This is a genomic window from Pseudomonas sp. YL2 (assembly GCF_023063025.1).
Lineage (GTDB): Bacteria > Pseudomonadota > Gammaproteobacteria > Pseudomonadales > Pseudomonadaceae > Aquipseudomonas > Aquipseudomonas putida_A.
This window is the reverse complement of sequence record NZ_JAJSLU010000004.1, coordinates 182,894-197,384: the sequence shown is the minus strand read 5'-3', so window position 1 is coordinate 197,384 and position 14,491 is coordinate 182,894. Positions and strand designations below refer to the sequence as shown.

Sequence of the window (14,491 nt, the reverse complement as noted above, 5' to 3'; positions counted from 1 at the left end):
CAGCTTCAAGCGACGAGCTTCAAGCTGCAAGATGGGTGGCGTTGATATGAAGTTTACAGCTTGCCGCTTGAAGCTTGAAGCTAGCGGCTCGCTGCAAGCGTTATTGACACCGACTCGGCAAAACGCAGCGCATGCGGCTTGTCGACTTCGACTTCGGCGTACAGCACTGCAGCATGAGTCATCACCAGATCCAGCAGTTCCTGGGTCAGGCGTTCGAGCAGCGCAAAACGATTGCCCTCGACGTGGGCGATGATCGCCTTGGTGATGGTGCGGTAATTCAGCGCGTGATCGATGTCGTTGTCGCGCACCGCTTCCTGCGCTGCGTACAGGATGGTCAGGTTGATCAGCACATCCTGCTTGTTGAGGATCTCGTCCTCGTTGATCCCGATAAAGGTGCGCAAGCGCAGATCCTTGACCCGGATGCGCGCCATTCCCGGTTGAAGTTGTGACATTTACTTGCTCCGTCCAATCAATTGCAGGAACTCCTGGCGGGTGTTGCTCGAGTCGCGAAAGGCGCCGAGCATGACCGAGGTGTTCATGGTCGAATTCTGTTTCTCGACACCGCGCATCATCATGCACATGTGCCGGGCCTCGATGACCACCGCGACGCCGGCGGCATCGGTGACCTGTTGCACCGCATCGGCAATCTGCCGGGTGAGGTTTTCCTGAATCTGCAGGCGCCGGGCGAACATGTCCACCAGCCGCGCGATCTTCGACAGCCCCAGCACCTTGCCTGTCGGAATATAAGCCACATGGGCCTTGCCGATGAAGGGCAGCAGGTGATGTTCGCACAACGAGTAGAGCTCGATGTCGGCGACGATGATCATCTCGTCGCTGTCGGAGGCAAACAGCGCGCCGTTGACGATCTGCTCCACACTCTGTTCATAGCCGTGACACAGGTATTGCATGGCCTTGGCCGCGCGCACCGGGGTATCGAGCAGACCTTCGCGGTCGGGGTCTTCGCCGAGGCCGATGAGGATCTCGCGGTAATTCTCGGGCAGGGAACGGGTCATGGGAGATCCTCGCGCAGCAGCTTATTTGACGTGCCGTCCGCCGTTGACGGTCAGGGTTGTGCCGGTGACATAGGGGTTGTCGAGCAGATAGCGCAGGCTCTGGTAGATCACTTCGCTGCCGGGCTCGATGCCCAGCGCGGATTTGGCCAGCGCCCTGGCGCGGTACGCCGCGTCGTCGTCGGGATTGAACAATAGCAGGGCCGGCGCGATGCCGTTGACCTTGATTGCCGGCGCATAGCGCGCGGCGAAGGACAGGGTCAGGCTGTCGAGCCCGGCCTTGCTGGCGCAATAACCGATGTGCTTGCTGCTGCCCTTGCGCGTGACATCGTCGCTGATGTGGATGATGTCGGCCGGGGTCGAGCCTTTGAGCAGGTCGGCGCAGTGCAGGTTGATCAGATACGGCGCGAGCATGTGCACGTTGAGCATGCGCGAGAAGGCCTCGGCTTCACTGCCCGGGGTTTCCGCCAGCCATTCGGAGGCGTTGTGGACGATGGCGCGCAGGCAGTCGGTGTGGGTTTTCAGTTCATCGATGAAGGCGAGGATGGTGGCTTCGCTGGAGAAGTCCGCGAACACCGCGACAGCGCCCAGATCACGCAGGGCTTGTACGCCCGGACGTTCGCTGCGGTAGGTGAAGATGACCCGATGGCCGTCTTCAAGCAAACGCTGTGCGCAGTGCAGACCGACACGCTGGCCGGCACCGGTGATGAGGATCGGGGCGGAGGATTTGGACATGAACGGCTCGCGTCGCGGTTGGAGCAAAAACTATAACAGCGACGCGGGTTGCCCACCTACCGCAAGACGGGTGTTGTGCTTTTGTGGGAGCCGGGCTTGCTCGTGAAGGCGGTGTGCCAGGCACGGATGCATCAACTGACATGACGCTTTCGCGAGCAAGCCCGCTCCCGCATGGGCTCTCAACGGTTTTGAGTCACCGGTTCAACAGGTAGTCGAGGGGCCGGAGCACTGTTCAACCAGTTCGCCAGCAACCGCGTCGACAACGGAATAAAGAAATACACCATCAACGGCGTCAGGCACGCCGTACTGACCAATACCCGTGGCAGCAGGCTCATCTCGCCGAGCAGCGGCCCGAGGACAAAGTTGAACAGCAGCGACACCGGGAAGAACGCCAGCCAGATCGCCACGGCCTGTTTCCAGCGTGGTGGCCGTTGACCGGCAGCGCCGAACCAGCCTTCGATGCCGCTGACCCGATGCTCCTTGGGATGCTCGAACAGATCGCTGCCCCGCGCCAGCCACGCGGTCCGCGAGACCGAGTGCTCCCAGGCGTGCAGGGTCTGCTCGTCGACGAAGCGAAAAATGATCTGGAATTCGTTGTCACCGGGTGGCGGAGCGAGCACGCCGGAACCCAGGTAACCGGGAAAGTCAGTGGCCAGTTGTTCGCCTTCGCGCAGCCAGGCAATCAGGTCCTGATAGCGACCGTCGGCGACGCGACGCGCAACCATCAGCGTGACGGGGGAAGTAGACATTGTGTATCTCCATATTTCGAGTGCGGCGCTCCGGGTAGGAGGTTTCGCAATGCGCAAGCCGGGGTGGGGGCCTGCGCTTTTCAACAAGCAAGGATTATTCCCGATTTTGATGACAGTTTCAGAGACTTTCGTCTCTGTTTATTGGGTTGAACCGACAGAGGGCATCGGATGTAGAATGGGATCCAAATTTACCGAGCGGACAAACCTGCACCATGGCTGTTATCACGGACGCTAACCCTGCCTCGCAGGCCTCTGTCGCACTTGAGCGCGAAGAGTTGTTCCCTATTCGGGAGGTGTCGCGGCTGACCGGCGTCAACCCGGTAACGCTGCGTGCATGGGAGCGCCGCTACGGTTTGATCCAGCCGACGCGCACCGAAAGCGGGCACCGGTTGTATTCGATGACCGAAATCGAGCGCGTGCGCAGCATCGTCGACTGGATCGATCGCGGCGTGGCCGTGAGCAAGGTCGGCAAGATCCTGGCGAGGACCGAGCCGCTGAAAGCCTTGGCCCATATCATCCCCGATGATCTGGTCCAGGCCGATTACGCGCAATGGCAGCAGCAGGTGCAATTGGCCGTCAGTTCGTTCGACGACCGCGCGCTGGATCAGGTTTACAACCAGATCTTCTCGTCCTACTCGCTGCCGGTAGTGTTTCAGAACATTCTCATGCCTTTGTGGCTGCAGATGTTGCAGCGCCAGGATGCCTTCGGGCAGACCAGCGAGTGGCTGTTTTTCGACGGGTTCCTGCGGGCGCGGGTGTTGCAGCGGATCGTCGCGCTGCGCGGCACCCAGCCGCGCAAAGTGATTGTCAGTGCGCTTGCCGGTCAGTGTCGTGAACTCGAGCTACTGGTTGCCGCGTTGTTTCTCAGTGGCAATGATGCGGGCGTGCGGGTGCTGACCACCGGCCAGCCATTCGATGAGTTGGCGCTGGTGTGCGAGCGGATCAAGCCGCAGGCGCTGGTGCTGTTTTCCAACCATGCCCCCACCGCGGATTTGCCGCGCCGTCTGAATCGACTGGCCTTGAGTCTCGACTGTCAGGTAATGCTCGCCGGCGACGCTGCCGATCTGGCACAGGACAGTCTGGCCGGATCGTCGATCGGTTGTCTGGGCAATGAAGGAGCGACGATGCGTCAGCGCATGACGCAATTTCTCGCAGGTACGCTGGATACCTGAATATCAGGTGTGCAGGGCGGGGTGGGTCAGACGGTGTTGTTGCAGGATGAACTGGCGCAGCCGTTCGGTTTCATCGGCGTCGGTCTGGCTCAGCTCGTAGGCGTAGAAGCCGTGCTCGGTTTCGCGCTCGAAGTTGCCGCGCAGGGAAATCCGCTCGTAACCTGAAGGGCTGAACCACAGCGCGAAATGCTTGGGCGGTTTGGTCTTGTTGCGCATTTCCAGCAGCACGCCTTTGTGCGACACCTCGTGCACCCACATCATGCCCGGTTGGCCTTTGGCATTTTCCAGCGCGACCGGCTCTTCGAGAGTCAGGCGCCATGGGCGAATCATCGGCCCGTCTTCGTAAATGCTCGGCACGCCCAGGCGCAGGTGCAACGCGTGGAATTCGTCTTCCACCAGGTGCAGCGGAAAGGTCATTTGCTGATTTTCGAAATTGGCCTGGATGGTCACTTGCTCGTGAGCCGCCAGGCGCGTGAGCAGGTCACGGATCTGCGAACCTCCATTGACCAACAGGCTCGACGTCGCATCCCGCACATTGAGCTGCGGGTTGTGCTGCATGGTCTGGATGAAATCCAGCTCATCCTGGGTCAGGAGTGCGTCGCGTTGCATGGCCTGGCTCGAAAGAAATAGTTACAAAGTCATTGGTGATTGTAGTTACTGACACTTAGTTCGCAGTTTTGTTTACGCCGTTCGTCGCTTTCAACGCTGCCAGTTCCGCTTTCAGCGCTGCGACCTCAGCCTCGAGCTGAATCACGCGTTGCTGCGCCTTGACCTGAACCGTGACATCTTTCTGCACACCGACGAAATAAGTCTGGCCGTCATCAGCGTTTTTCACCGTCGAAAGCGACAGTTCGTTCCAGAACGGGGTGCCATCCTTGCGGTAGTTGCGCAGGATTTCCCGGCACGCCCCGCCGTTGTGCAAGGTGTCGCGAATCAGCGACAGACCGGCTTGATCGCGGTCTCCTGACTGCAGAAAGCGGCAGTCCTGATAAAGAATCTCTTCGCTGCTGTAACCGGTCAGGCGTTCGAAGGCCGGGTTCACGTAAATCAGGATGTTGTCCTGCTCGCCTTCCTTTTCGGCCACCACGATTCCATCGTTCGACGCGTTGATCACCATTTGCAGCAGACTGGCGTTGATCATCAATGAATCCTTTCAGTGTCGATAATGGCTGGCATTCTAGAAGTTCCAACGCCGCTGTCTACTGGCTATCACGGCGAATCGGGGCTGGATCGCGGCTTTTGCGTCGGACTGCTACTATCGCCGCTCTTTTTTTCAGCTTCAGGATCAGATTGATGAAAGTCGCCATCCTCTCCGGCTCGGTTTACGGCACGGCCGAAGAAGTCGCCCGTCACGCGCAGAACCTGCTGAAAGACGCCGGTTTTGAAACCTTCTACAACTCGCGCGCCAGCCTGGCGGATATTCAGGCGTTCGGGCCTGAAGCGTTCCTCGCGGTGACCTCGACCACCGGCATGGGCGAATTGCCGGATAACCTGCAGCCGCTGTATTCGGCGATTCGAGACCAGTTGCCAGCCGCGTGGCGCGGTTTGCCGGGCGCGGTGATCGGTTTGGGCGATGCCAGTTACGGCGATACCTTCTGCGGTGGCGGCGAACTGATGCGTGAATTGTTCGCCGAGCTGGGTGTGCGCGAGGTGCAAGAGATGCTGCGTCTGGACGCCAGCGAAAGTGTGACCCCGGAAACCGACGCCGAGCCATGGCTGGCGCAACTGATCGCCACCCTCAAGGGCTGATCGTGCGTTGGCGCAGCAAGGCCAGCCAGGCCTGGGCGGCTTTCGACAGATAGGCACCCCGGCGCCAGATGAACGCGATGTCCCAGCGCAGATACTCTGGCGCGCGCAAGGTCAGGCGCACCACGCCCGGACGCTCCAGTGCCCGGGCCACCACGCTGGGCAGCAGCACCACGCCTTGCCCGGCGGCTACCAGTGCCACGAGAAAATCCGCCTGCCCGCTGCGCCCGCCTTCTCTCGGGGTAAAGCCCAGTTGCTGGCAGGCCTGCAGTAAACGGTCATTGAGCACGAAGCTGCGCTGATACAACAGGAACGGCGTGTCGGCCAATTCCTCAAGGCCAATCTCGCCGCGCCCCGCCAACGGATGATCCACCGGCAATAACGCATCGAGTTTCTCATCGCAGAACGGCTGGAAATCGAACTGCGGATCTTTCGGCAGCAGGCTCCCGCCTAACTCCAGTTCGCCGCTGAGCACCGCTTGCTCGACATTGCGGCTGCCGCCTTCAAGCAATTGAATGCTGATGTTCGGATAGCGCCGCCGATACTCGGCGAACAACCCGGCGAACAGTGCATCACTGCCCAACAGCGGCAGACCGAGGCGCAATTCGCCGCGTGCCAGTTGGCTCAGATCATCCAGTTCACTGAGCAATTCATTGCGCAGGCGCAACATGCCCTCGGCGCGTTGCAGCACCACGCTGCCCGCAGCGGTCAGGCGCAGTTGCGAGCCGAGTCGTTCGAGCAACGGCGTGCCGAGGCTCTGTTCCAGTTGCGCGACTTGCTTGCTCACCGCCGACTGGCTGATGTGCAGGGTTTTCGCCGCTTGGGTGAAACCGCCCTGATGCATGACTTCGACAAAACTGCGCAGCTGTTTGAATTCCATCATCCGATTCCATTGTGGAATAGGGCTGAGTCTAACAATTCGCTTCTGGGATGACAGGCCGCTTCGTAAAATAAGCCCCTGTAAGGAGCCCATCATGAACGCCGCATCCCTCAAATACCTGTCCCGTCTATTCGCAGAACTGGCCGTGTTGCTCGGTCTCTACCTGCTCGGCTGCCAGATCGCCGCGTGGTTGGCCTGGCCGATTCCCGGCGGCGTGATCGGCATGGCCCTGTTGCTGCTGGCGTTTGCGTTTGGCTGGGTCAAACCGGCGGCGCTGCAACTGGGTGCCGGATTGCTGATGGCCGAGATGCTGCTGTTCTTTATTCCGGCGCTGATGAGTCTGCTCGACTACGGCGCGCTGTTGCGCGATGACGGCTGGCGGATTTTGCTGGTGATCGGCGCCAGCACCCTGATGGTGATGCTGGTGACAGCCTTCACCGTAGAGCTGGCCGTGCGCCTGAGGCGGTCCCATGAAGCTTGAATGGATGCCGATGTTCTGGCTCGCCTTCACCCTGTTGGCGTACCTGTTCAGTCGCTGGATTTACCGGCGCACCGGGCGTTACTTGCTGTCGCCGCTGATTCTGGTGCCGGCGCTGCTGCTTGCGCTCGCGGTGCCGTTGCACACCGCCTATGCCGAATACGCCAGCAACACCCATTGGTTGATGCTGGTGCTCGGGCCGGTGACGGTCGCCTTCGCCGTGCCGATCTGGCAGCAGCGGCGTCTGCTGGTGCGGCACTGGTCAGCGCTGTTGCTGGGCATGCTTGCCGGCAGCGCGGCGTCGATCGCTACGTCGTTCGGTCTGGCCAGAGCGCTGGCGCTGGATAGCTCGGTGACGATGTCGCTGGTGCCGCGTTCGATCACCACGCCGTTCGCCATGCCGCTGGCGCAGGATCTCGGTGGCGTGCCGGAACTGACTGCCGTGTTCGTGATGTTTACCGGCGTGTTCGGTGCGATGCTCGGCGGCGTATTGCTCAAGTGGCTGCCGTTGCGCAGTGCGTTGGCGCGCGGTGCGTTGTTCGGGGTTGGCGCGCACGGCGCAGGGGTGAGCCGGGCGCATGAAGTGGGCGGTGAGGAGGGCTCGGTGGCGGGACTGGTGATGGTGCTGACCGGGCTGCTCAATCTGTTCGCCGCGCCTTTGTTGGCGTCGTTGCTTTGACATGGATCCAAGGAGTTTGCCTGGCTGACCCGCTCAGTCATCAAGCTGGCTGGCAATGCAACTACGCGATCCTCTGCGCCTGACTAGACTGCTCGTACGTGCAGAACAATAAGAACGCAGAGGTGCATACAGTGAGCGTAGCCCCCGTCCAATTGTCCCTTGATGTCAAAGACCAGGTCAGTGCCGCGGAATGGCAGACCCGGGTCGATCTCGCCGCCTGTTATCGGCTGGTGGCATTGCATGGCTGGGACGACCTGATCTTCACCCACATCTCGGCCAAGGTCCCGGGCACCGAAGACTTCCTGATCAACCCGTTCGGGTTGATGTTCCATGAGATCACCGCGTCGAGCCTGGTCAAAGTCGATCAGGCCGGCCGCAAGCTCATGGACAGTCCCTACGAAATCAATCCCGCCGGGTACACCATCCACAGCGCCGTGCACGAAGTGCGGCACGATGTGGTTTGCGTGCTGCACACCCACACCGCATCCGGTGTCGCGGTGTCGGCGCAAAAGCAGGGCATGTTGCCGATCAGTCAGCAGTCGCTGTTCGTGCTGTCGAGCCTGGCCTATCACGCCTACGAAGGTGTGGCGCTGAATCACGAAGAGAAGGCGCGCTTGCAGGCGGACCTTGGCGAGAACAATTTCCTGATGCTGCACAACCACGGTCTGCTGACCTGTGGCGGCACCATCGCTGACACCTTTCTGATGATGTTCACCTTCCAGCGCGCCTGCGATATTCAGGTCATGGCGCAAACCGGCGCTGCTGAACTGATCGCCATCGAACCGCAGATCCTGGCGGGCGCCAAAGCGATGATCGCAGGCGTGACCAAAAGTGCTCAAGGCATGGGCGGCGCGCTGGCCTGGCCGGCGTTGCTGCGCAAACTCGATAAACAAGACCCCGGATATAAACTCTGATGCCTCTTGCCGAGATTCCTCTGTGTGTCTGGCGCAAACGCAGCCGGACGTTTGTCTTTCGCGGCCTGTCGATCCGTTACTGGACGGCGGGGCAGGGTGAGCCGCTGCTGCTGATCCACGGTTTCCCGACGGCCAGTTGGGACTGGCACTACCTGTGGCAGCCTCTGGCCCAGCGCTACCGGGTGATCGCCTGTGACATGCTCGGTTTTGGGGATTCGGCCAAACCATTGCATCACCGCTACAGCCTGCTGGAACAGGCCGACTTGCAACAGGCGCTGCTGGCGCATCTTCAGGTCGAGCAAGCGGTGCATGTGCTGGCCCACGATTACGGCGACAGCGTTGCCCAGGAATTGCTCGCCCGGCATTACGAAAACCGGATCGAGATCGCCAGTTGCGTCTTTCTCAATGGCGGGCTGTTCCCCGAAACCCATCGTCCTGTGCTGATGCAAAAGCTGCTGCTCAGCCCGCTGGGCTGGATGATCGGGCGGGCGTTCAGCCGTGATGCACTGGTGAAAAGTTTCCGCCAGATCTTCGGTCCGCAGACCGGCCCCAGCGAAAGTGAGCTGGATGATTTCTGGAGCCTGATCGAGACCCATCGTGGCCCACGCATCCTGCACAAACTGATCGGCTACATCCCCGAGCGGCGGGTGCAACGTGATCGCTGGGTGACGGCGATGCAACGCGGCGAGGTGTCGCTGCGAGTTATTGACGGTGAGGTCGACCCGATCTCCGGTGCGCACATGGTCGAGCGTTACCGCGAGCTGATTGCCGACGCCGATACGGTGCTGTTGCCGGGCATCGGCCACTATCCGCAGATCGAAGCGCCGGTGCAGGTGCTCAAGCATTACCTGGCGTTTCGTGAGCGCCTGGAGTTGCCGCCGCGCAAGGTCGCATGCTCCTGAAAGATCAAAAGATCGCAGCCTGCGGCAGCTCCTGCACCGATCTTCTGTAGGAGCTGCCGCAGGGCTGCGATCTTTTGATCTTTTGACGCTCTCATCATCCCTCACCCTTATCGCGCACCATTCAGCCTCAGCCGTATTCGTTGTGACCCAAAGCCCTGTGCCTGACACTCGGACTCAATACTGGCCTGCTGGAGTTCCTGCGATGAATGAGTCCGTACGTTTCGAAGATAAAGTCGTGATCGTCACCGGCGCCGGTGGTGGCCTGGGGCGAGCGCACGCTTTGCTGTTCGCCCGGCACGGTGCCAAAGTGCTGGTCAACGACCTCGGCGGCTCGACCCAGGGCGAAGGGGCCAACGCCTCCGCCGCTGACCGTGTGGTGGCGGAGATTCGCGAAGCCGGCGGCATCGCCGAGGCCAACCATGACTCGGTCACCGACGGCGACAAATTGGTACAGAACGCTCTCGATGCGTTTGGCCGTGTCGATGTGGTGGTGAACAACGCCGGGATTCTGCGCGACAAGACCTTTCACAAGATGGACGACGCCGACTGGGATCTTGTCTATCGCGTCCACGTCGAAGGCGCCTACAAAGTGACCCGCGCCGCGTGGCCGCACTTGCGCGAGCAAAACTACGGAAGGGTGATCTTCACCGCCTCGACCTCGGGCATCTACGGCAACTTCGGCCAGTCCAACTACGGCATGGCCAAACTCGGCCTCTACGGCCTGACCCGTACCCTGGCCATCGAAGGTCGCAAGAACAATATTCTGGTCAATGCCATCGCGCCTACCGGCGGCACGCGCATGACCGAAGGCCTGATCCCGCCGCAAGTGTTCGAACAGCTCAAACCGGAACTGGTCAGCCCGCTGGTGGTGTACCTGGCCAGTGAACATTGCCAGGAAACGTCCGGCCTGTTTGAAGTCGGTGGCGGCTGGATGGGCAAGGTGCGCTGGGAACGCAGCCTCGGTGCTGGCTTCGATCCCCGCAGCGGCTTCTCCCCGGAAGATGTCGCGGCGCACTGGCAGCAGATCTGCGATTTCGAAGGCGCGGCGCATCCGAAGGACAACATTGAAGCGCTGAAGGAAATGATGGCGAATTTGCAGAAGTATTCGCTGTAACGTTTGCCACGCCCCGCAAATACCGATCCCGCCGGTAAAGCCTTCGCCCATAAAAAAGGCCGCTGCAAACGCAGCGGCCAAGGTAAGACGTTGGATCAAGGAGCTACAAATCAACGTCAGTGAACACCGGGGCGATCAATCGAAGCATCGACTCATCTGAAATCGGTCAGCGCTGGCGCGAGTTGCTCAGCAGCCAAGGCTTGGTGCTTTGCGGCGTCTGCCTGAAAGCCCGCTCAGAATAAGCACTTGAACCCGAAGGAAAAATAGCGATTCCGGACATGCACTGTTACGGGGCGTGCAACAGTCTTGATCGCGCCACACGATCCTGCACGGACTGCGCAAAGTGTTCGCGCCCGGAATATATCGCTTCGCTGTCTATTCTGGATGGTTGAGTTAGTTACTTTGTATGAGGCTTTTGTGCGGATTATTTGTTTGTGAATTAGTCATTTTTTACAGGTGGTTTTTTTGTTTCGGTTAATACCTTGTAATCTATATTTGTTGAAATGAACTGGCGCTTCTTGTTTGTTAAAAATAAAACTATCTTTCGCTATCGCAGTGATGCGGGGTTGCGTTCACTGAACTTGAAAGATAGGACTTGAATATGGATAAGTTATACAAAAGCTTGATGCGAGGTTCTGAAGGTGCAGAAGTAACCTGGAGGGCTGAGTGGGCAAAGGCCGCTGCCGCGCAGAATGATTTGTTCGCTATTGTTGAGGCGATCCCGACAGTTCGGCAGATTGCTCGGCAGGCATTGCAGCAAGAATTGCAGCAGCGGCAGAAGAATATCAATATCGATAATGTTTATATAAATATTACCGATCAGTCCAATGAGATTGAACGTCGTCCTTCGGGTAAACTGTCTGAGGTATTGCTTCATTGTCTTGATAATAATGTGGCGCCGAGCTATCTGGCTGGCGGCGGGGACGGTGTCTTTCACCTGCCCGATACCGTTGGCGAAGAGATGAGAGTCAAGGGCTTCAGTATTATCGAGGCTGAGGAGGCTATTACTTATACGCTGCGAAACATGGAGAGCAGCCTGCGTTCGGAGATAGGCAAATATTGGGCGACCCCCGTAAAAGTCGCAACAACTGAAAATACCGGACTGACAAATAAACAGGCCTTGCAGCAGGCTTATAACGTTGTGCTGACAGCGGAGCTTTCTTTAAAAGCCATGGCGGGATTTCTGGATCATGGCATGGCGACGCGCTATTGCTATTTGTTGAACCTGGAAAACGGCGCCGGCGCTTATAGCGTTGTGGTGAGTCCTGAATCCGACTCTCGCACTTCGCTTGTTCCGGGGTTTGTCCTCGATAATGCGATGCGGGCGGATCCGCAAATGAAACTGCTCAATGAGTCCACCGGTTATGTCATTCACACGCCAGGCAACGGCTTTGAATACTTCGCCAGGAATATCGACGCGCACGCAACGCTGCTGGCGCGTGTATCGGCGTCCGGTAGCAAAATCGCTTTCCCTAAAGCCACGCAAAGTGTGTCTGCTCATTGTGTCGACGCTTACTTGAAGGGGCAACTTGAGACGCTTGCAAGTCTGATGCGCGATTGCAAGGGCCAGACTCGAGCGTTCAGCCGTGTATTGCAGGACAATCAGATGTTGTCGGTGATGCGTGCTGACATCGGTCGTCGATTCGATCAAGTGCAGGCAGAACTCAAGCGGACCGAATGGCCACTCTGGCTGAAGAACGGTGGTAACGCTCTTCAGCAGCGTTACGTCGAGCTTGAGCACTCGATGGAGAAATATCACTCTGACTACCGGGTGGTTTTCGACAGGTGTTTCTCTTTTAAAGATTATGTCTTGCGTTGTTTTTCCGAGTGGGCGATGAGCGCGTTGGGTGAGCAACTGGAAGCCGAGACGATAATGGTGCGCAGCGTCCACAAGATGCAACTGGGCGGCCGCACCCTCGAGCAGGTCGACAGTCGGACCCTGACGGAATTCATCATCTTCGGTCTGCATGACGAGGGGTATAAAGCCGAAATCAGCCTCACCGGGTTGCCGTCCGGCAGCAGGCTATCCGCTGCTGCACTTGAGCAATGGTTGAACAACATCAACGTGCGCTCGCAGTTTGTATCCAGTCTTCCAACTGATCCATCGCCGGAGTTTGCACAGGCGTATCGCGACCACTTGCACAGCAACATCGAGTTCGCGCTTTTCGTTGCGCGCCATTCGGGCGCCTTCAGTGAAACCGAAGCGAAGGTCATTGAAAGGGCGTTGGCAGGTGACCTTTCGGTGTCTATCCGCGGATTGAAACTGAGCCTGCAGATTCCAGGGCCCGCCTTGAAAGGTGTGATGGTTTTTCGGGCACCGGAGACTCGGAACTATCTTGTTTATCTGATAACACCTGCAGGCAAATCCGTTTTCATGGCGTTTGCGGATGTACTCGCTCTGAACAAATGGTTTGAATCGGCCATGACCGCTGATCGTGAATACGCGGCGTCATTGATTCATCCGGACTATTTGCACGATGCCGGATCCTTGCGCGGTATCAGCCGTCACTCCACCCATTATCTGTACAAGCTGGATACTCAATACTCGGATCTTTTCCCCAATGGCACAGCGCCGTTGCTCAATGACGTCAATCTCGCTTTTCAGTCTGAGCTGGCGTTACACAAGACCATTGCGCCTGCGCCTTACCGCTATCTCGGAATTGAGCCGCGCAAACGTTACGCTCGATTGAATACCGAACTGAAAGCGCTCTCCACCGTAGAGGCAAGGGACAATGCGTTCCCTTCTTTCGAACGCTTTACCCACGATGCGGTAAAGCAGAATCTTGAAAGTCTGTTGCGTTCGCGAGGACGAAATGTCGAGATCAATCCCGATCAGATTATTGTCCAGACTGACGATTTTCAGAAAAGCGTAACGGATCTGCTCATCGAAGGGCTGTCGTTTGAAGCTGCCAATCCGGCTTATCCGAGCAAGTATGACCCGAGGTATTTTTTGACGGACGGCCATCCGGCCATTGATCAACTGGATATTCGCGATCTGTCCTCGTTATCGAAAACATTCCGTCCTGGCGACAGGTATACGGAAATGCTCAAGACCGACTATCTGGACGGGAAGCATCCTGACTACGCCTTCAAGCGCGCCGTTCACGCAAAAAAAGTTCGCTGTCAGATGCATTACGATCTGCTCTCCAACTACATTGATGGCAGGTTTGGCTCTGAAATCTTTATAGCGCTACAACGGGTTGTCGGCAGTTTGAAAGAGGATGTCTATCACTACCCGATCAATGATTCGTCCGCAGAAGGTGATGAAGGTCTTTACGAATTCAATATCGGGAAAACCGGCTTGACCAAGGCGGGGGATCGTACGGTTGCGGGTGTCTATATCCTGCGGATGAACATTCTCGGCCAGTTCCACGACTGGTTATATACGCCCGATGCGCCGGATGGCGTTGCTTATCGACCCATCAACGATTTCATTCCATCGATTCGTTTCCAATACGGACCGATGCGCGATTACTACTTTGACCGGGTTGCGATCGTCGATCAAAAAGTAATCAATGATTATTTTGACGATCTTGTCGCAAGCGGAAAACCCCTGCCTCCGGTCAAGACGCAAGAACGCGCCAAGTTGAACAACCTCTTCGCGTTTCATGATCGGAGAGTGCGTCGCGCATTGAGCGATATCGACGAGCGAACCACCAGTTTGAAGGAGGTTATCGCGGGACTGTTTTACGATGGCCTGATCAAGGCGGCGAGTGTCATCAGTCTCGCCGTGCCGCCAATCGGCACTCTGGTCGTCGCGGTGCAGATGATGAAAAGTGTTTACGACGGAGCACAGGCGCAACGGCGCGGTGACTACTCGGCGGCACTGGGATACGGCGCGGACGCGTTGATCGGACTATTTACGCTTGGCCAGGCGGCCACAGCCGGTGCGAGCGCAGAGGTGATCAAGCAGGTGACCAACGTTCAACGATCGTTTCTCGGTCTGGTTGATGATGCACGGTCGGCGGCGCAATTCGTCGCCGAGGCGGCGGGTCATAAAGCGGCAGATCAACAGTTGATCGATTTCTTCACTGACTTGATGAAGGATCGGGTAACCGGCATCAGCCAGACCATCGTGCGCTGATCCCCGGCTGGCGCCTGGAGATCGCCTG

The 14,491-nt window shown here is 58.3% G+C and carries 15 protein-coding genes; 8 read left to right on the top strand and 7 right to left on the bottom strand.

Going from position 1 to position 14,491, the window contains the following annotated elements; translation table 11 throughout:
• Window positions 1-80 precede the first annotated feature (80 nt).
• From folX to LVD08_RS08265, 4 genes are all read right to left on the bottom strand, one after another.
• On the bottom strand, window positions 81-452 hold the full coding sequence (gene folX, locus LVD08_RS08280; protein WP_007968040.1) for a dihydroneopterin triphosphate 2'-epimerase: 372 nt from the start codon (window positions 450-452) through the stop codon (window positions 81-83).
• Window positions 453-1,013, bottom strand: a complete 561-nt coding sequence (gene folE / locus LVD08_RS08275; protein ID WP_103369128.1) for a GTP cyclohydrolase I FolE — start codon at window positions 1,011-1,013, stop codon at window positions 453-455.
• Window positions 1,014-1,034: 21 nt separating this feature from the next.
• Window positions 1,035-1,745, bottom strand: a complete 711-nt coding sequence (folM, locus tag LVD08_RS08270; RefSeq protein ID WP_027610869.1) for a dihydromonapterin reductase — start codon at window positions 1,743-1,745, stop codon at window positions 1,035-1,037.
• Window positions 1,746-1,924: 179 nt separating this feature from the next.
• Complete coding sequence (locus LVD08_RS08265; protein WP_115988194.1) at window positions 1,925-2,494, bottom strand: antibiotic biosynthesis monooxygenase; 570 nt, start codon at window positions 2,492-2,494, stop codon at window positions 1,925-1,927.
• A gap of 212 nt (window positions 2,495-2,706) precedes the next feature.
• Here LVD08_RS08265 and LVD08_RS08260 point away from each other — a divergent pair, with 212 nt between their 5' ends.
• A complete protein-coding gene (locus LVD08_RS08260) occupies window positions 2,707-3,666 on the top strand; it encodes a MerR family transcriptional regulator (protein ID WP_096795375.1) in 960 nt (319 codons plus the stop codon).
• A 3-nt stretch (window positions 3,667-3,669) separates the two neighbouring features.
• Here the strand turns inward: LVD08_RS08260 and LVD08_RS08255 are convergent, their stop codons facing one another.
• Both LVD08_RS08255 and LVD08_RS08250 read right to left on the bottom strand, forming a co-directional pair.
• Window positions 3,670-4,275: a hypothetical protein gene (locus LVD08_RS08255; RefSeq protein WP_027610872.1), complete on the bottom strand. Its 606-nt coding sequence runs from the start codon at window positions 4,273-4,275 to the stop codon at window positions 3,670-3,672.
• Window positions 4,276-4,330: 55 nt separating this feature from the next.
• Entirely contained in the window at window positions 4,331-4,807 is a 477-nt protein-coding gene (locus tag LVD08_RS08250) for a PAS domain-containing protein (protein ID WP_210558909.1), read from the bottom strand.
• A gap of 152 nt (window positions 4,808-4,959) precedes the next feature.
• Here LVD08_RS08250 and LVD08_RS08245 point away from each other — a divergent pair, with 152 nt between their 5' ends.
• Complete coding sequence (locus LVD08_RS08245; RefSeq protein WP_247267898.1) at window positions 4,960-5,415, top strand: flavodoxin; 456 nt, start codon at window positions 4,960-4,962, stop codon at window positions 5,413-5,415.
• Here LVD08_RS08245 and LVD08_RS08240 read toward each other — a convergent pair.
• A complete protein-coding gene (locus tag LVD08_RS08240; RefSeq protein ID WP_247267897.1) occupies window positions 5,405-6,292 on the bottom strand; it encodes a LysR family transcriptional regulator in 888 nt (295 codons plus the stop codon). The two genes, LVD08_RS08245 and LVD08_RS08240, sit on opposite strands and share 11 nt — an antisense overlap.
• Window positions 6,293-6,386: 94 nt before the next feature.
• On the opposite strand from LVD08_RS08240, the gene LVD08_RS08235 reads away from it, so the two are divergent.
• The 6 genes from LVD08_RS08235 (at window position 6,387) to LVD08_RS08210 (ending at window position 14,463) form a co-directional block, all read left to right on the top strand.
• The gene (locus LVD08_RS08235; RefSeq protein ID WP_027610876.1) at window positions 6,387-6,773 is read left to right on the top strand and encodes a CidA/LrgA family protein; all 387 of its coding nucleotides are present in this window, start codon (window positions 6,387-6,389) and stop codon (window positions 6,771-6,773) included.
• Window positions 6,763-7,449, top strand: a complete 687-nt coding sequence (locus LVD08_RS08230) for an LrgB family protein (protein ID WP_097090405.1) — start codon at window positions 6,763-6,765, stop codon at window positions 7,447-7,449. Before LVD08_RS08235 ends, LVD08_RS08230 begins: the two co-directional genes overlap by 11 nt.
• Window positions 7,450-7,580: 131 nt before the next feature.
• A complete protein-coding gene (locus LVD08_RS08225) occupies window positions 7,581-8,363 on the top strand; it encodes a class II aldolase/adducin family protein (RefSeq protein WP_247267896.1) in 783 nt (260 codons plus the stop codon).
• Window positions 8,363-9,265, top strand: coding sequence for an alpha/beta fold hydrolase (locus LVD08_RS08220; protein ID WP_247267895.1), 903 nt, complete (start codon window positions 8,363-8,365; stop codon window positions 9,263-9,265). Before LVD08_RS08225 ends, LVD08_RS08220 begins: the two co-directional genes overlap by 1 nt.
• Window positions 9,266-9,467: 202 nt before the next feature.
• The gene (locus LVD08_RS08215) at window positions 9,468-10,379 is read left to right on the top strand and encodes an SDR family oxidoreductase (RefSeq protein WP_247267894.1); all 912 of its coding nucleotides are present in this window, start codon (window positions 9,468-9,470) and stop codon (window positions 10,377-10,379) included.
• Between the two features lie 601 nt (window positions 10,380-10,980).
• Complete coding sequence (locus tag LVD08_RS08210) at window positions 10,981-14,463, top strand: dermonecrotic toxin domain-containing protein (protein ID WP_247267893.1); 3,483 nt, start codon at window positions 10,981-10,983, stop codon at window positions 14,461-14,463.
• Window positions 14,464-14,491 lie beyond the last annotated feature (28 nt).